Genomic DNA, 16,785 nt, shown 5'->3' with positions numbered 1-16,785 from the left:
TATACCCAACCCCGCGCACGGTCGCCAGCCAACGAGGCGACTCCGGATCATCGCGGAGCTTACGCCGAATATTCCCCATATGGACCTCAACAGCGCGCTCATCCGCATCACTGACGTAGGCATCATCGCGATCTTGCCCGCCCCGGACCGCGCGAACCAAGTCAGGCCGGGACAGCACCGCGCCCGCTCCCCGCAACACCTCATGCAGCAGCTCGAACTCGCTCCGGGTCAGCTCCAGCGTTCTTCCGTGGAGGGAAGCAGTCCGTCGTCGGTAGTCGAGTTCCAACCCGTTGCAGCGAAGGATGGAGCCGCTGCTCCGCGACCCGCCGGACGCCGGAGGGACAGTCCTGGACGTGCCTGCGGCCGCTGCGCCGGACCCGTGCCGGGGTCTGCGCATCATCGCAGTGATACGAGCCCGGACTTCCCTCGGGCGGAACGGTTTGGTGATGTAGTCGTCAGCGCCGCCCTGCAGCGCGGCAAGCACATCGCCCTCGTCCTCCCTGCCGGTGAGCATCACGACGTACGCGGTGCTGAACTTCCGGACCCTGCGCAGAACCTCAAACCCGTCAATGTCAGGCAAGCCAACATCCAAAGTCACCACGTCCGGGCCGATCTCACGGACCCTTTCAACGCCTTCCCTGCCGCAGGACGCTGTGTGGACTTCAAAACCTGATTGAACCAGCACAGCTTCAAGAAGCCCGCGCACGTCCAGATCGTCTTCAATAATCACAGCGACGCCCAGCTCGCCCATGACCCCTCCACTGCGTGCCCGGAGAATCAGTGGCCGCCCAGCGCAGACACGATTTCCAGAACCACAATTTCCACGCTACAACCAAAGCAGCGCCCGAGACAGCGAGAACTCCTATTTCCGATACTCATGTTTAGTGCCGAAGAGAATCCCTGACGTGCCGTTGCCTGCAACCCGAACATCCCAAGTTCCGGCCTGGGCTCTTACCCCCGGACCTGAGGCCACGGCCCGCTCGTCCAGCGCTACGGCCTCGCGGCCCCCGTTCGGCAGCGGAAAACGATCGAGGCCTGCAGCGCGGGATGGAATGCACCGGAGCGGCGCGTCTACCGGTACCCGTCCACGATGGCTGCGGCGATCTCCTTATAGGCCCGCCGCGTCTCCGGCTTTAGTACGTCAAGCGTCACCAGGTCACCGTCAGCAACGCCGCGGTCGTGCGGCACCGCAATCAGTTCGCGGCAAATACCGGACAAATGTTCCTCGATGGCGTCCTTGTCCACGCGGGAGGACACCTCATCCTTGTCCGTGATGACCACGATCGCGTTGCGGGCCAGGTCCTCGTAGCCGTGACCGGCGAGCCAGTGCAAAGTGCTGCGGGCGCGCTTCGCGCCGGACACGGCGTAGCCGGCCGCGATCACCAAGTTGTCCGCGGACTGGAGGATTCCACTCATCGCGTTATGGGTCACGCCGGTTCCACAGTCAGTCAGCACCACGGAGTAGTAGCTGGAGATAAGTTTGCGGATCCGCAAATACTCCTCGGCTGTCAAAGAATCCGAGACCTCGGGGTCCTGCTCCCCCGCGATCAGGTGCAGACGGCCGGCGTGGTGCATGTACCGGGCCAGCGAGGTCAGGGAGTCGATGGACTCGAGGTTCTCCAAGAGGTCCGTAATGGTTCGTGGCGAAGACTGCTGGTAGATGCCTTCGCCCAGGGCGCGCTCTACCAGGTCTCCCGAGTCCGGGTTGGCGTCGATGGCGCAGGGAGCATCGCCGCGGTACTCGGCAAGGGTCAGGCCGACGCCCACGGTGGTGGACGTCTTGCCGATCCCGCCCTTGAGGCTCAGGACGGCCGTGTTGTAGCTGCCCTGGAGCTGGCGCGAGATCCGGCGGCCCAGCTCGTCTTCCTGGCGCTGCTTGGGGCCGGGGCCCAGGTTCCAGGCGCCGCCGGTCAGGCTGTAAAGGGCACCGCGGAAGCCGCCCACCGGCCGCGGCTTCTGTTCCTTAACAAACAGACCCGGCGAGCTGATGAAATCGGGCATCGGGCTATCGGCGATCGTGTCGGCTACGGTGGGCCGGCTGCGGCGGAAGGATAGGGTCTCAGCAGGAGCGTCCGACGGCGGCGGGGCGGCCTCCTGCGCAGCGCCACGTGAAGCTGCGGACGGCACGGAGGCGAGTGGTGCCGCTGCAGGGTCGGCAGCAGGTCGCCGGGCGGGTGGCGTCGGATGCGCAGGAGCCGCTGGGGCGGCCGACGGTGCGCGCGACGGCTTAGTGGCGTCAGCCGCAGCAGCCGCCTCCGCCCAGGAGGATCGACGTGTCGCCGGCTTGTCGGCGTCGTTCGAACTGGACATTTCGGGGGTTACTGCTGGCATGGTTCCTGTCCAGGCATCCTGAACTGAGCCGTCGGCACGACGAAGGTCGCGGCGTCGGCGCAGTTGCGGCTGCCCTGCATCCTCTGCTTGGGCGCCTGCAATCTGATCCGCCGGATCTGTCATGTCTGTCCCCCCGGACGGTCGGCAAACGGTTATGCGGCACTGGTTCAATCAGTAAGTCTAGGCGCTGGGTCTGGGTTGCCCAGCCAGACTTACTTCTTAGTGGCGTGCGAGGCTTCTTAGTGGCGTGCGAGGGCGGCCGCTACTACGGCAACCGTAAGCACCAGGAGAACGGCAAGTATCGTGTAGCCCACCCACTTGGGGCGGCCCTTGTGGGGGTTGATGTCGATATACGGCATGGTCAGCGTTGATTACCTCTGGGCGCGGGTGCGGGCCGGACGGGGATCCGGAGGGCGCGGCGTTTGAGCCGCAGCAGTTGGTACAGGACGGCGAAGGGAACCACCAGGGTGGCCAGCAGCGCGGTCAGCGCCAGGGCATAGTCCGAAAAAGCCATAGCAGCCTCCATTGGCAATAGTGATCCCCCGGGTAGACCCAACCATACGTCAAGGCGATTGACAAATTAGTAAATCCGTCGACATAACGGAGGCTCCATAACACGCCTGGTTCCCGCCCCGTTTGGCTAGCCGGGGGCCGGGGTTAAGTTGGGCAGCAGGAGAGCCTGGAGATTGTCGGTGGCGTAGGGCTGCGCCGTGATGTTGACACACCCGGGTATAGTCAGATACAGGTTCCACAGGTTCACGACCTATTGGCGGTCATGCCTGCTTCCAGAATTTAGCCCCTGCTGCGGCCAGGTCACCTGCTTCCGTGCCGCGGAACGCACCCAGTGTTCACGCGAGTCCCTCCGATCGTTGATCGATCGACCATGGGGACGCGTGCTGGCTTGTTACTGAACGCCCTGGCTTGCGCGCCAATCTCCTGCAGGCGCTTGATGAACCAGCGCGACTGTTCCGGGCCATAGGGCACGGATGGGCTGCCGGGCCTGGCGGACCGCGGTGCTCATGGTGCTGGCCATGGTCTTGACGAACTGGTCACTGCAGGACTTTCCGTGGCCTGGGATCAAAAACTCATAGCGGTGGCCCAGGGCGGAGATGTGCCGGAGCACGTCGGCCCATTCCTCCGGGTAGGAGTCCTCGAAGGAAGGGTGGGCACCCTGTTCCATCAGGTCCCTCACGTAAAGGGTGGGGGGCGCCCACCAGGAGATCGCCGTCCGTGGGACCCCGGCCCAGGTAGAAAAGGGTTGCCGTGAGGCCACCCAAATCAACCAGGACGGGCTGGTCCTTGACGATGGCGTTGGGCAGTACCAGTTCCACGTTGCGGCCCTCGCCGGCGGACATCTCCGGTTCAAGCGTTCCCACAAAGCGCCGCTGCAGGTCACCGCGCTCGTCGATCTCGGTGGCGCAGTTCCGGTGGGCCCAGAATTCGGTGACACCTCTGCAAACACCGCGTTACCGAAAAAATGGTCATAGTGGGCGTGGGTATTGACGACGACGAGCGGCAGCTGGGTCTTCGTCCTCACCGCGTCCAGGATTTCGCGTCCCTGCCGGGGGCCGCGGCCGGTATCGATGACCATGGCCCGCTCTGAGCCGATGAGGAGACCGGTGTTCAGCAGCGAAGCCTAGGTAACCAGAACGTGGTTGTCTTCACCGACTTCGAGCCATTCCGACATTGTTTCTCCATACCTCCGGCAAGCACGTGCTTCTGTCTGGGCTCGATTGTACCCGGGCAGTGTTGGAGTTCCCGGGACGCCGTCGGGCGAGGGCGGCATGGACATCACCGCGGAACGGCACCGCCGGGCGGCCCTGAAATCCGCCCTGGCGGTAGGGACTACTTGCTTGCCTTGCCCTGTTCGCTGGCAGCACCCTTTGCTGGGCTATGTTCCTCCGCCGCGGCTGCATTGCTGTTCAGCTGGGCGGAAGTCGGGACAGTCCAGGGGACCGTGTTCGCGGGAACTGCCTTTTGGTAGTCCGTCATCTTTGTGTCGGCGGAGGCCGCGGCGGGGTGGAGGGGCTGCAGCGTCCATTTAGCAGGATCGGTGTAGGTGCCGTTCAGGATGGTTTCGAAGTGGAGGTGGCAGCCGGTTGAGGCGCCGGTAGTCCCCACCTTGGCGATGAGTTCGCCTGCCTGCACCTGCTGGCCGCTACGGACGGCGATGCCCTCGAGGTGGTTGTAGGAGGTGATCAGCCCGTTGCCGTGGTCGATTTCCACCCTGTTGCCACCGCCCCACGGATGCCAGCCCACGGCCCGCACCACGCCGGCGTCGGCTGAGTAGACACCCGTTCCGCAGGATGCGGAGAAGTCTTGTCCCCAGTGAAACTCCCCCGGTGTTCCGTTGATGGGACTCGTCCGAAGACCGAACGGCGAACTTGGCGCAAGCATTTCCAGCGGCGCCTCCAGGGTGCCCGCGGCCGGCCGGACCGCGGCGGAGGACACATCGATTTTGGCAGTTTCTTTCTTGCCTTCCGTGAGCACCACGGAACGGGTGTAGGCCAGCCGGGCGTCCGCCGGCGCGGACGGGGAAGCGCCCGATTCGCTATTCTGCGCAACCGCCGCGACGGCGGCCGGTGCAGGCCCAGCACCGCCGGGCGAGTGGTCGGAAGCGGAAGCGGAGCCGTGGGCAAGGAGCCCTACGGCAAGAACCGCGAGCACGGCAGTTCCTGTGGTAACGGCCAGTCGCGCCGCCCGGCGCCGGTGCTGCTGCTTGCGGCGGACAGCAGCACGCGCCAAGTGTTTTGCCAAGTGGTTCTCCCCAATAGTGGCCGCCCCGAATACCAGGAGGTGTGCGGTGTTTCTACCATGGGAACACGGCCGGCAAGCCCGATAACCGGATCTGCGCGTAAGCTAGGCAAACCCTCGCGGTGTCTTGCCGAACTGTGCCAGTGCTTGCGGGATATCCGGATAACTTCAGGGGAGCGTGGGTCCCCAACGGAGTCAGCGGTCAACGTCTTGCAGCGCTCAATTCCAGGGCTCTTTCCAGTTCCTGCTGGCAGGCTTCGACGAGGTGCTCCCGCTGGCCGGCGGTGCGGTAGAGATCGCGGGCCCATTCAAATTCGGCTGCGGCCTCCCGGTACCTGGCCTCGTCGAACAGCCGACGGCCAATCTGGCGTCGGACCAACGCTTCACGAACGCGTGTGCGGGCCAAACACAGTGCTTCTTCCTGCAGTCGTGCGGCGTCATGCCAGCAATATTGCCGCTGGTAGGCCTGGGCGAGGACGAGTAAAGGAGGGAGACGGTCCGCTGAGACGTTCAGCAGTTCCTGGGCTTCGGCGATAGCCTCCTGAGTCCGGTCCAACAGGCACAGGATCCATACACGTTCCAGCGCCGGGCATTGCGTGAGGCGGGCCTCCGCCGCCGCGCGGTCCAAGACAACGTCCCGCATGGTCACTGGATCGGTCCACCACACGTCCCTGGGCCCGTCGACGGGAGCCGGAGTCACGGGGCCGCTCCGTCCCCCGCACCAACAGCAGAATACACCGCGGGGCGGAACCAGCGATCTTCCTCCAAGGTGGTCCCGTGCGGAACACGGACGCTGGCTTCGACGGTGAACAGGGACTGGCTCCGGCGGGTAACCAGCACACCGCGCCGGTCCCCGGGTCCCGCGGCAGCGCGGAGCTGCTTCACCGCCAAGCCAAAGCATTGTGAATTGCTTCGGGGTCCTCGGCGACCACAGTAAGTAGGTCATGTCGGTCCTGAGCGATCAGGTACCCTTCAGGCGTGGGCGTGGGCAAGGTTTGCCTCGTTCCGGCTCAATGCAAGCTCCTGGCCTGCGTATTGGACAATTTTTGTTCCCGTCCGGTTTCTGGTCGCAGTGCAGTCGAGTCAGCGTCCGCATGCAATGACTGGCGACGGTGCACCCGGCGGCGTTTCCGACTTCCAAAAGCATAAACCCGTGGTGTGCCGACTCTGACCGCGTGTCCTGGCGTGAACCAGCCCAGTAGCAGTTGGGGCAAGTCTACGGCGTGCGGTGGTGTGAGCGGCCGTGGCTGGCTACAGGAGAGTGGGATCGCTGCTGGGCCGGCCCAACAAATATCCTTGAGCGCAGGTGACACCCAGGTCGCGGACTGTGTTCAGGTCGGCGACGGTTTCGATGCCTTCGGCCACAGTCGCCGCGTCCAAATCCTGGGCGAGACCCACGAACGCGCGGATGGCGCTGCGACGGGGATGGTCGGCAGCGATCCCACCGATCAGGGACTTGTCAATTTTAATAATGTCCGGCTGAAGTTCCACGATAGGGAGCAACGACGAGTAGCCCGCGCCGGCGTCGTCGATGGCCACTCGCAACCCCAGGGCCCGCAAGGGTGCCAGACGGGTCGGAAGCGCAGGATAGTAATCCACGGCAGTTTCTTCGGTAAGTTCCAGGACCAAACGGCCCAGGTCCACCTGCTCCAGGTCCCCGGCCCGTTCCGATAGATCAAAGACAACCCTGGGGCTCAGGTTCAACGCCAGGTACTGTCCATCAGGGATAAGGGGCAGGAAGCCGATGGCACGGCGCACGGCCAAAACCTGAAGGGCGGTGCCCCATCCCACAGCATGGGCGGACTGGAAAACAGCTTCCGGGCTACCGATTCCGGGAAAACGTGTCAACGCCTCCACCCCAAACCGTCGATGCTTGCAGACCGACGATGGGTTGGAACGCGGTCACCATCGCCTCTGTCTCGAGTACCTTTGCGATCAGGGCACGCTCCTGTTCCCTCTGGCGCCCGCCGCCCCATACGTCAGCAAGCATCATCAATAGACCCCCGTATCCCCGCTTTCCCGGATTTCACTCCAGGCCTGGTCTTCCGTTCTTGGCGACCTTGCGCGAACAGAATGGAGGGGTGTCGAAGGGCGAAGGGCCCCCGGAACAAGGCCGGGGACCCTCCCGGACAGGGCGGGCCCTGCCCTGCCGTGGTTGCCAAGGTCTCATTCCTGGCTGAGTCCATGTTCGCTTTCCTCCCTCAAGGGCTTTGGGTTTTTGACTCAAGTTCCGGTCAAGATCCCGGGTGTAGCGGTCCATGCCACCGCCCGGCGGCATGACCAACGGCTTCACACTATGATTTTTGTTGCCCGAAGGTTCAGGCGTCCTGGCGGTGGCGGCCCGCGGGCACTTCGGCGGCGGTTGGACCCTGGGCAAGGACGGCGCGGGCAGCGCGGATGAGACGGATACCGCGCCACACCCCATAAAAGATGCCGACCAAAACCAGTAGTCCTATGCCGAGAATGAGCCAAGGGGCGTAGAGGATATGAGTGGTTGCCTGATCGGAGCCTGCTTCGGAGTTCAGGTGTGCCTGGGCATCGGCGTTCATGGCCACTGGCACGTGGCTTACGGTGGCGTGCAGGTCGATGCTGCTGCCCGGCAGGAGGCTCTCAGGGGTATCGAACTTCACGGTGGCGTCGTTGATTGGCCAGCCGCTGAGGGCCAGTTCGGCGGTGGGGTGCAGGATGGTGTTGCCGGTGTTGTGCACGGGAAGAGTCAGGGCCAGTTCATCGCCGTCCTGCTGCCATGACACCTCACCGTGCGTGAGGGATTTGACAGCGGTGCCGGCGACGTTGAGGTAGATGCGGACTCCTTGACGCTGGACCACGTCGATGCGGACCGAGGTGTCGCCGTTTACCGTGGATGTCTTTCCCTGCACGGGCGGGCTTTGGATGATCAGTGCGCCAGCGTAGTCCCCAGGCGGGGTTCCGGCAGGAACGTTGAGGCGGAAGGGGACCTTCAGTTCCGAGTTGGCCGGGATAGTGACGTGGTCGGCTTTTAGGGTTACCCACGCACCGATCCCTTTTTGGGGATCGGTCTGGGCTGCCAGTGCAAAGCCGCCTTGGGGGGTGGTCTGCCCGTCCACCGGGTAATCAAGCAGGGTCACCGGCGCCTGGGAGTGGTTTGCGACGACGGCTTCTGCATCGATTGCCGACCCCGGGTAGAGGGAAATGTGGAAGAAGTCCGATTCGTTCGCTGGGCGGATGCCCACGGTGCCGTCATCAACCGCGAACGCTTCCCCTGCGGCCGAGAAAACGGCCAGGACCAGCAGGGCCAGGGCAACGGCCGTGCGGACGGCGCGGCGTCCGATGGCATGAATGGATGGCAGCGTCAAGACAGGGTTCCTTCAGTCAACGTAGTCAAATGGTCAGGGCGGGTATCGCAGGCGAGCGTGGGTGCCGCCACGCCCCTCTCTTGCCCCAAAGCGGAGACAGGAAGGGACGTGGCGGCCGGGTCAGCGCTCTACTAGGCGATGGTGTAGGTGATGGTGGAGGTGTAGGGGTTCAGGGCAGTTGATCCGACTGCACCGGAGTAGTTGGAGCGGTAGGCGTTTGCCGGGATGGCCAGGCTGAACGACGGCGTCAGGTCGTAGGTGCCCTTGTGTGTGACGGGAGCCGAAACCAGCGCCTGTGAGGTGGTGGACATGACCAGCGCCGGGGCGGTGATGCCGGTCGCGGGGTCCGCGCCGGCCGCGGCGGTGACCGTGCCCGGGGTGATGGTCAGGTTCGGGGCCGTGATTGTACGGACAGCGGTTTCGACGGTGCCGGCGGCACTGGTGAAGTCCGTTGCGCTTGCCGACAGCGTCCAGGCCGCGCCGGTACCGCGGGCATCGGTGAGGCTCCACTGCGTCGACGTGCCGGTGGACGTTTGGGTGCTCGTGCCGTTAAGGGTCACGGCAGACAACGCCGGGGCTGCGGTGGTGGCCGAGAGGCTGGCACCGGAAACCGTGGAGTTGACGGTGTCCGCCGAAGCCGGAGCCAAGCCGGCAGCGAGGGAAATACCGACCACGGCAATAAGGGCTGAGACCTTGGAAATTTTTCGCATTTTTGTTTATTCCTGTAATTTCAAAAAGGGATAGGACAGGTGCTGCATCGGATAACGCACCCGGAAATCCGGGCATGGATTTCAGGCGCCACCGCCGGCATGGGACAACAAATAGGCCGAAGTGGTTAGCCTGTACGCGCCAACCGGCCCTTGAGGGGTCGGTGACAACGGTCAGAAGGCACCAGGCGGTGCCGGCTCAGTCAGGCCGAAGGGATCCCAACACGCATGGCCGTCTTGGCGGAAGCCCTGCATGCCCCTCTGGGCCAGTGCGCGGAAGAAACCCAGGCCCCGGCAATGGCAGGGCGCCGGGGAATGCCGGGCATCGCCACGGCATTCGGCGTTTCTGACGGGCCTTGGGAGACACGTCCAGGCGAGAAGAGAGAATCATGAGGTTGAGACCTTTGGCTGAGACCTTGGTGAAAAGCCCCGGATCTTGACGTCGGAGCCCACCAAAGCTGCCCCCACAGACACCGGTTTCGGCCCCCGGAGAACCGGGAACCAGAACGAGAAGGCCAGTCACCGCATACTGAATGAAACAGAGAAATTCCAGCAGCAGGGGCTTTGCCTTTCGGTGATAAGCCTAAACTCCAATCCGAGCCTCAACCATGAATGATGCATAATCCTGCTTAAAGCCTGTGTCAATGCTAGGAGGTCCCCACCTCGCACACACGAAATCATCTCCGGGCCCCCTAAAAAATGGGTCTTCACTGGGCCTATCCTGCTTTTATTCTTGGAATTCTCGCGCTGCCCCGCCGTGAATCACGTGCAGCCGAGCATGTGGTACACGCGACGACAACTCTCCTCCACCGGGGACCATCCCCAAGCACACGCCCCGGTAATATTCAAGCTGTCGCCGTCGTGGCCAACGGCTGCAGCTCGCAGCACGGTGCTGGCCCAGCAAGTCCCGCCCGGCTGCTACAGTGTTCGAAGGCCCGGCGCCGCGCAGCCACTTCGCGGCAGCGCGTCGCCAGCACAATGCGCAGGGCGGCGGTCGCGTTGGAAAGTTTGCGCTTCGTTTTCCTTCCTGATAACGGCAGCAGATAGGGTCAGCCCGTGATTAATATGATCCAGGCCGCGATTTTGGGGTTGTTCCAGGGCCTTACCGAGCTTTTTCCCATCTCCAGCCTTGGCCACAGCGTTATTCTCCCAAAGCTCTTCGGGTGGAATCTCGATCAGAACTCGGGCGGCTTTTTGACGTTCCTCATCGCCACCCACCTGGCTACCGCCATCGTCCTGTTCGTATTCTTCCTCAAAGATTGGATCGAGATCTTCAAGGGTCTCGCCCGGTCCATACGGGCGAGAAAAATCAACCCGACGAACACGTACGCAAAGCTCGGCTGGCTCCTCATCGTCGGCACCATCCCGGCCGGAATCCTCGGGCTGGTCCTGGAAAAACCCATTCGTTCATTGTTCGCCTCCCCACTGACCGCAGCCGCCTTCCTGATCGTGAACGGCCTTGTTCTGTTCGCCGCCGAACGGCTTCGGCGCCGGGAGACCCAACGGGTTGAACCGCTCTACGTTTCCGCGCGGGGCAGCTCGCACAGCACACGGTAACCGCGGGAACCGGCGGCAAACGCTACGGACCCGGATGCCGGGATTGCATCAGCGCTCTCCTGGAAGCAAGCCCTGGGCATTGGGGCGGCGCTGGTGCCGGGCGTCTCCCGGTCCGGCTCCTCCATGGTTTGGGGGCCTGTTGTCCGGGCTGAACAACGAGAACGCAGCCAGATTCAGCTTCCTGCTGGCCACCCCCGTCATTGGCGCAGCAGCGGTCCTCAAGCTCCCCGAATTGTTCAGCCCGGACATGGCCGATCAGCGGGGCGTTTTCTTCGTCGGAGCTCTTTGCTCCGCTGTCGCAGCCTGGTTCGCCACCAAATTCCTGCTTAGGTTCTTTGAGACCAAAACCCTCAAACCCTTTGCCATCTACTGCATGGTGAGCGGTGCCGTTTACTTCGTCGCCATGCTCGTCATGGGATAGGCGACGGGACAGTGCGTCCCGCGCTTTCCTAAAGAAGGAGCCTGCGCGCGTGGGGCCGCCCTCTGGGCGGTTTATCCGTCGTCGGAACGGCCATGTTGGTCCTCTGGGTCACAGCCAGCGTCTTCCTGTTTGTGGCACCGCAGGGCAGACAGCCCTCGGCACGTGGACGTGTTGCTCGTTCTCGGGCCACCGAATGACCGGATCGCCTACACGGAGCAACTCATGCGGCAGGGAGCCGCTGGGACCTTGGCCGTGTCCTCACCCGTCGACCCCGCGGGACAATTCGCTGCCCCTATCTGCAAGGCCGCCGCCACGTATCCGGTCATCTGCTTCCACCCGGAGCCATTCACCACCCGCGGCGAAGCGCGCACGCTGCAGGCTCTGTCCCAGCATCACGGCTGGTCCAGTGCCAACGTGCTCACGGCCCAGTTCCACATCACAAGCGCCAGGGTAATCGTCAATCGCTGCTACACCGGAAATTTACTCATGCTTGACTACAATGCGCATCTGTCACTGACGGCATGGGCCCACCAATACGTGTACCGGTCGGCTGCCTTCGTGAAGGCAGCCTTACACCCAGACTGCTGAGCACCTGGCAAAAGTCCCTGGCCAAACCTCCACCCGTACCGGTGAGGCGGCGCTGGTTGATTACCTGTGAGTCTCCTACAAATGCTTTATGAACCACCGGGAGTGTTCGGCCCTCAGAGAGCGCAAGAATGGCTTGGTGGCCTCGTTGGGGTGTCGCTGATGGTCTGGTGGCCTTGGCGAACGGCTGTGTTCACGGTACCGCCCATGGTTTTGACGAACTAGTCGCTGCCACGCCTGCCACCTCCGGGTAGGAGCCCTCAAAGGAGAGATAGGCGTCCTGCTCCAAAAAGTCGGCAGACAGCTTCTGTTGGTACTACTTGCTTGGATAGTTGGTACGGGGATTCGGGGACATGGAGCTGGCCCAGCAGGCCGCCCTCTCTGCTGGCGCGGAGCAGCACGACGTTCCCGCGGGCGCTCTCGTCCAGAAGGATCCCGCCGCCGTCGTAATGGTCCTTGAGCCAGCGGGCCGCGGCTAAGGAGTAGGTGTTGGATTCGCGGGACATGCGTCCCTCGGCCAGGATGGCCAGCCGTCCCTCAGGGTCCTGCAGCCACCACGCGTTCTGCAGGGCCAGGGCCAGCAGCAGCGCGGACACCACCAGCGGGCGCGTCCGACGGCGGCGGGTCACTTGGTGCACGAAAGCCGCTGCGAGAACAGCGGCCAGGGGCAGCGCGGTGAGGGCGAAATGGTTGTTCCACCAGGTGCTGGGGAATGAATGGTCGTTGTTGACGGCGGTCTGCCCAGGTAGAGGCTGAGCAGAGCGAAGGCGTAGGCGCTGCCGGTGACGGCCACCAGGAGCGTGCTGGTGGCCAGACCGCGCCGGTACACCACCACCAGGGCTCCGCACGCCGCCGCGGCCAGCACCAGTACGCCCAGGGTTTCCAGCAGGGACCAGTGGAAGGTCCAGAGGGTTAGGCCCAGGTTGCCCTTGGTGGGGAGCAGACCGCCATCGGTGATGGTTTTCTGCTGCGCGTAGGCGGAGTACTGGCCGAACATGAACTCCATTGGGTTGCCGTAGATGGCCCAGTTGTAGGAGAGCCACCAGAGCACGGCGGCGACGGGGACCATGGCGTAGGCGGCAGCCATTTTGACGGCCTCGCGGCATTGGCGGGAGCGGCGCAGTTCGGTGGCCAGGACGAACAGGCTGCCGGTGAGCACCAGGGCCCAGCCTTCGTAGCGGGAGAGGACGGCGGCGCCGGACGGGATCCCTGCGAACACAGCCAGCTCACCAGCGCTCATGCGGCGACGGCTGGTGGCCCAGTGTGCCAGGCCCGCCATGCCGGCCACCAGGCACATGAGCAGCACGGGTTCGGTGAGGGCTGTGGTGTACGTGTAGAGGATGACGGGGTTGGCCAGGAGCACCAGCACAGCGGCCAGCCAGCCGGTGCGCCCATAGCCCAGGCGGACGCAGATCCGGTAGAGCCCGGAGGCGGTAGCCGCCAGGGCGAGGATCCCCAGGAGGCAGCCACACGGTGCCGAGTTGTTCGAAGACGGGGGCTTTGGAATCGAACACGCGCCGGGCTATGGTGAGGTGGCTTTGCGCATCCGAGTAGTCCAGGTTGCTGCCCTTGCTGGTGGTGTAGAGGCAGGCCAGGAGGCCGACGGCGGCCGCCACCACGGCGATGGTGGCCGCGCCGGTAATGCGGCGCCCGGCAGCCGGAGCACCGACGGCGGACCAGATGCGCCGCAGCCACGGGGGCCGCTCCCCCGCCGACCGCCTGGCCCGAGGTGCGGGGCGCGGTGCCGTTTCCGCTAAAAGGTCACTGGCCATGGAGGCCGTCCGCGGCGGCCTCTTGCAGGGCGTCGGCATAGGCCCGGGCGTTACGGCGGTGGCGACGCCGGACCAGGACGAGGGTGCCCGCCGCCAGGACCAGCGCGGCGGCCGCGGCGGCGAGCCAGAATGCCGGCGGCCGGAACCCGTCGGTGACCTCGGCTTACGGGGTGATGGCGTTGCTGTCCAGCAGCACTGGGTTGCCCGTGGTCTGGGTGACCAGGAGGTTGCGGTACAGGGAGCTCCAGCCGCCAGGCTGCTGGATGTAGCCGGTCAAGCTGGCCTGTAGGGTGCCGGGGGTGGCCTCGGCGCCGGCGGTGTCCGGGGCCCAGCCGCCCAGAAGCAGGAGGTTGCGGCCGTTCTGTTCGAAGGCTTCCAGGGCGCCGTAGGGGGCGCTGGTGCCCACGCCGTAGTGGATGTCCCTGGTGGAGACGGTGCGGAACCCTGCGAGCCGGAGCGGGGCACCGGCTTGTTCGGTGGTGGCGGGGGTGGCGCCTACCATGAGGCCGGAGTCGCTGGAGTCGAGCAGGGCGGACGGGGTGGTGAGGCGGACGGACGTCCAGGAGGGGGCCGTTCTCACGCTGGAGGGAGTACGCCAACTTTGCCGCGTTGATGGTGTTTTGCTGGGCGGTAGCGCCGGCGTCGATCGCTATGGGAAGGGTGGTGCCCAGCACTTGGGGAAAGCGGGCGAAGCCTGGCTTGATGGCGTGGCCGCGTTGGGCGGTGAGATTGCTGCCGGTGGTGTCCACGGTGAGTTCCATGGGGAGCAGGCCTGCGGGGCCGGTGCAGTCGCCGCCCGCGGGGAGGGCGGTGAGCCGCAGGCGCAGGCCGTTGCGGGGCTGGAGGTGGCCGGCGGGGACGTCAGCGGTGATGTCAAAAGCGTCGCCGGAGAGGGTCTGGGAGCTGAGCAGGTAGTCGTTCCAGTAGACGGAGAGCGCGGCCTGCCCGCCGGTGGGAACGGCGGTGTGGGTGCCGCGCAGCTGGAGGCTGATGGCGGAGACGGGGCCCCAAACTGGGACTGGCTGACGCCCAGGTAGCTTTCCTGGGTTCCGTAGCCGGCCAGCCGGATGGCCTGGGCGCCCAGGTCCGTGAAGGTTTGTTCGGGTCCTGTGGCGGCGGGGACGGTGGAGGTCATGCCGGTCACGGCGCCGCTGTCCGCCAGGGCGGATTTGGTGTCGGCCAGGGCGCGGGCTGCGGTACGGAGTTCGTCGCCGGTGCCGGTGATGCTCAGGGCGGGCCGGCCGGCCTGGGTGCCGAGGCTGGTGCTGGCGGCGCCTTCGGCCGCTTTGATGGTGATGATGCGGGAACCGGCGGGCAGGGGGGGCCGCCCGTGCGTCCACGTCCGACGGCGGCACGAGCATGAGTGCGGCGTGCGGGTAGCGGTGGGCCATGGCTGCCGAGGCTGCGAAGATGGCGGCGGAGACGTCGCTGGAGGGCTGGGCCGGGACGGGGATGAGGATGGCGGGCACGGACGGGGCCAGGAATTCGGTCACGGTGGTGGGTGCGGTCTCGGTGCCCTGTGTAGTGAGTTTGATGCTGCCGAGGGTGGCGGTGGACTGGGTAGCGGTGCACACGTCCCGGACGGCAGGGACGTATTCGAGGGCCAGGACCAGCTGGTGGCCGGTGATGTCCGCGGCGCTGACGGGGGCGTCCAGGGCGACGGTTCCCTTGGCGGGTGCCTCGAGCAGGGTCCTCCCCTCGATACTCACGCGGATGGCGCCGGTGGCGGGCTGGCCGGCGACGGTGATGCTGCCGGTGACGCGGGTGGGCTGCAGGCCCGGGGCGACAGGAACGGCGAGCTGCTGCCCGGACTGGCCGGGCATGGCGGATACGGAGCCCATGCCGGCGGGTGCTGCTCCGGGGCCGGTGGTGGCCGCGGCCGCGTTGCCGGTTTGCGCTGTTGTAGCTGCGGCGGCGTTGGCTGCAGGCTGGACCTGGACGGCGGCAAGCAAGGCGCAGGTGAGAACAACGTTGCCTGCCCGGAGACGTTGGAGCATGTTGCCACCTTGGCGGGGCAGGCTCAAGTTACCGGCGGTCTACGGTCAAGTTTGGCTCAAGAATCGGTGTTTGCGCAGGTCATTGGGCAGTTACATGTCCTGCGTTCCTGTGGTGCCCACCGCTGCACCGCCATAAGGACAACCCCGACGGGCAGATTGTTACGACGCGTCGTGGCTGTTGCGCCAGTTCTCCTGGAGCCGTTTGATGAACCACCGGGACTGCTCTGGCCCATACGGCAGGACGGGAATGGCTTTGGTGGCGTCGTTGGGGGTGTCGCGGATGGACTGGCGGGCCTGGCGTACCGCAGTGGTCATGGTGTTGGCCATAGTCTTGACGAACTGGTCGCTGCAAGGCTGTCCATGGCCGGGGATCAGGAATTCGTAGCGGTGGCGCAATGCCGAGATGTGCCGGAGCGCGTCGGCCCATTCCTCAGGGTACGAGTCCTCGAACGAGGGGTGGGCTCCCTGCTCCACAAGATCACCGACGTAGAGCGTGGTGGGCGTCCCCACCAGAAGATCACCATCGGTATGACCGCGACCCAGGTAGAACAGGGTTGCCGTGACGCTACCCAGGTCCACCAGGACGGGCTGATCTTTGACGATGGCATTTGGAACCACGAGCTCAACGTTCTCGCCTTCACCGGCGGCCATCTCGGGCTCCAACGTTCCAACGTGCCTCCGTTGCACGTCACCGCGCTGGTCTATCTCCGCAGCACAGTTCTGATGGGCCCAGAATTCGGTGACCCCGGCTTCGGCGAAAACGGCGTTGCCGAAAAAGTGATCGTAGTGGGCGTGCGTGTTGACGACGACGAGAGGCAGGTCCGTCTTCCCCCTTACTGCGTCCAGGATTTCGCGCCCCTGCCGGGGACCGCAGCCGGTATCGATGACCATGGCGCGCTCGGAACCGACGATCAGGCCGGTGTTCAGCAGGGATCCTTCAGTGACCAGTACATAGTTGTCCGTGCCGACTTCGAGCCATTCCGACATTGTTTCTCCGTACCTCCGGCAAAGCAGCGTGCGTCGTCTAGGTCACCGATTGTACCCACAGCCCTTGGATGTTTTCAGAAGAAGGGTGTCCGAGCTGACCATGCTCCCGACCCAGGATACGGTCACCGACCATGGTCTGCACCGAACAGACCTGCCAGGCCGCCAACTCACCGGCATCTACTAAAAACAAACGGCCCCGCGTCAGACGCTGGGGCCGTTTGCGGACAGATAGCATTCCAGCACGGCTAATTTCAGCCGTCTCGCACACGTGCACGTTGCCACAAATGGAGTTGCGCGAGGGCTGGAATGGGCACTCATCCACATTGAGAGGCCAACGTT

At 64.8% G+C, this 16,785-nt stretch carries 17 protein-coding genes and 2 pseudogenes; 4 read left to right on the top strand and 15 right to left on the bottom strand.

Annotated features, from left to right (window positions below; all coding sequences use genetic code 11):
• The 10 genes and pseudogenes from AB0313_RS21140 to AB0313_RS21095 form a co-directional block, all read right to left on the bottom strand.
• On the bottom strand, positions 1–751 hold a 751-nt coding region (locus AB0313_RS21140), incomplete at its 3' end, for a response regulator transcription factor (protein WP_366308201.1).
• Between the two features lie 320 nt (positions 752–1,071).
• Positions 1,072–2,331 (bottom strand): MinD/ParA family protein, encoded by a 1,260-nt coding sequence (locus tag AB0313_RS21135; RefSeq protein ID WP_366308200.1) that lies wholly within the window; start codon positions 2,329–2,331, stop codon positions 1,072–1,074.
• Positions 2,332–2,692: 361 nt separating this feature from the next.
• Positions 2,693–2,845: a hypothetical protein gene (locus tag AB0313_RS21130; RefSeq protein WP_366308198.1), complete on the bottom strand. Its 153-nt coding sequence runs from the start codon at positions 2,843–2,845 to the stop codon at positions 2,693–2,695.
• Positions 2,846–3,144: 299 nt separating this feature from the next.
• Positions 3,145–3,961 (bottom strand): annotated as a pseudogene (locus AB0313_RS21125) (MBL fold metallo-hydrolase).
• A gap of 215 nt (positions 3,962–4,176) precedes the next feature.
• Positions 4,177–5,088 carry a M23 family metallopeptidase gene (locus AB0313_RS21120; protein WP_366308196.1) on the bottom strand — a complete coding sequence of 304 codons (912 nt, stop codon included), beginning with the start codon at positions 5,086–5,088 and terminating at the stop codon, positions 4,177–4,179.
• Positions 5,089–5,287: 199 nt separating this feature from the next.
• The gene (locus AB0313_RS21115; protein ID WP_366308194.1) at positions 5,288–5,785 is read right to left on the bottom strand and encodes a hypothetical protein; all 498 of its coding nucleotides are present in this window, start codon (positions 5,783–5,785) and stop codon (positions 5,288–5,290) included.
• Positions 5,782–5,976 carry a hypothetical protein gene (locus tag AB0313_RS21110; RefSeq protein WP_366308192.1) on the bottom strand — a complete coding sequence of 65 codons (195 nt, stop codon included), beginning with the start codon at positions 5,974–5,976 and terminating at the stop codon, positions 5,782–5,784. The genes AB0313_RS21115 and AB0313_RS21110 overlap by 4 nt, the downstream gene beginning before the upstream one ends.
• 360 nt (positions 5,977–6,336) lie before the next feature.
• Positions 6,337–6,948 (bottom strand): annotated as a pseudogene (locus tag AB0313_RS21105) (EAL domain-containing protein); the annotation flags it as partial.
• A gap of 455 nt (positions 6,949–7,403) precedes the next feature.
• On the bottom strand, positions 7,404–8,420 hold the full coding sequence (locus AB0313_RS21100) for a DUF916 domain-containing protein (RefSeq protein ID WP_366308190.1): 1,017 nt from the start codon (positions 8,418–8,420) through the stop codon (positions 7,404–7,406).
• Between the two features lie 131 nt (positions 8,421–8,551).
• Positions 8,552–9,130, bottom strand: a complete 579-nt coding sequence (locus AB0313_RS21095; protein WP_366308188.1) for a WxL domain-containing protein — start codon at positions 9,128–9,130, stop codon at positions 8,552–8,554.
• 1,062 nt (positions 9,131–10,192) lie between these two features.
• On the opposite strand from AB0313_RS21095, the gene AB0313_RS21090 reads away from it, so the two are divergent.
• The 3 genes from AB0313_RS21090 (at position 10,193) to AB0313_RS21080 (ending at position 11,693) form a co-directional block, all read left to right on the top strand.
• Positions 10,193–10,684 carry an undecaprenyl-diphosphate phosphatase gene (locus AB0313_RS21090; protein ID WP_366308186.1) on the top strand — a complete coding sequence of 164 codons (492 nt, stop codon included), beginning with the start codon at positions 10,193–10,195 and terminating at the stop codon, positions 10,682–10,684.
• Positions 10,685–10,823: 139 nt separating this feature from the next.
• Positions 10,824–11,105, top strand: coding sequence for an undecaprenyl-diphosphate phosphatase (locus tag AB0313_RS21085; protein WP_366308184.1), 282 nt, complete (start codon positions 10,824–10,826; stop codon positions 11,103–11,105).
• Between the two features lie 168 nt (positions 11,106–11,273).
• Entirely contained in the window at positions 11,274–11,693 is a 420-nt protein-coding gene (locus AB0313_RS21080) for a YdcF family protein (protein WP_366308182.1), read from the top strand.
• A gap of 257 nt (positions 11,694–11,950) precedes the next feature.
• Here AB0313_RS21080 and AB0313_RS21075 read toward each other — a convergent pair whose 3' ends face one another.
• From AB0313_RS21075 to AB0313_RS21065, 3 genes are all read right to left on the bottom strand, one after another.
• The gene (locus tag AB0313_RS21075) at positions 11,951–12,328 is read right to left on the bottom strand and encodes a hypothetical protein (protein ID WP_366308180.1); all 378 of its coding nucleotides are present in this window, start codon (positions 12,326–12,328) and stop codon (positions 11,951–11,953) included.
• The gene (locus AB0313_RS21070) at positions 12,316–13,092 is read right to left on the bottom strand and encodes a glycosyltransferase family 39 protein (RefSeq protein WP_366308203.1); all 777 of its coding nucleotides are present in this window, start codon (positions 13,090–13,092) and stop codon (positions 12,316–12,318) included. The genes AB0313_RS21075 and AB0313_RS21070 overlap by 13 nt, the downstream gene beginning before the upstream one ends.
• A 533-nt stretch (positions 13,093–13,625) precedes the next feature.
• Positions 13,626–14,042 (bottom strand): hypothetical protein, encoded by a 417-nt coding sequence (locus tag AB0313_RS21065; protein WP_366308178.1) that lies wholly within the window; start codon positions 14,040–14,042, stop codon positions 13,626–13,628.
• A gap of 94 nt (positions 14,043–14,136) precedes the next feature.
• Between AB0313_RS21065 and AB0313_RS21060 the strand changes: the two genes are divergently transcribed.
• Positions 14,137–14,499, top strand: coding sequence for a hypothetical protein (locus tag AB0313_RS21060; protein ID WP_366308176.1), 363 nt, complete (start codon positions 14,137–14,139; stop codon positions 14,497–14,499).
• 1,119 nt (positions 14,500–15,618) lie between these two features.
• Here the strand turns inward: AB0313_RS21060 and AB0313_RS21055 are convergent.
• Together AB0313_RS21055 and AB0313_RS21050 are read right to left on the bottom strand one after the other, a co-directional pair.
• Positions 15,619–16,446, bottom strand: a complete 828-nt coding sequence (locus AB0313_RS21055) for an MBL fold metallo-hydrolase (protein ID WP_366308174.1) — start codon at positions 16,444–16,446, stop codon at positions 15,619–15,621.
• A gap of 37 nt (positions 16,447–16,483) precedes the next feature.
• The coding region (locus tag AB0313_RS21050; RefSeq protein WP_366308172.1) for a hypothetical protein at positions 16,484–16,785 on the bottom strand (302 nt) is incomplete at its 5' end.

The organism is Pseudarthrobacter sp. NPDC080039 (genome assembly GCF_040702335.1).
Taxonomy (GTDB): Bacteria; Actinomycetota; Actinomycetes; order Actinomycetales; family Micrococcaceae; genus Arthrobacter; species Arthrobacter enclensis_A.
This window is presented reverse-complemented; position numbering and strand designations above follow the sequence as displayed.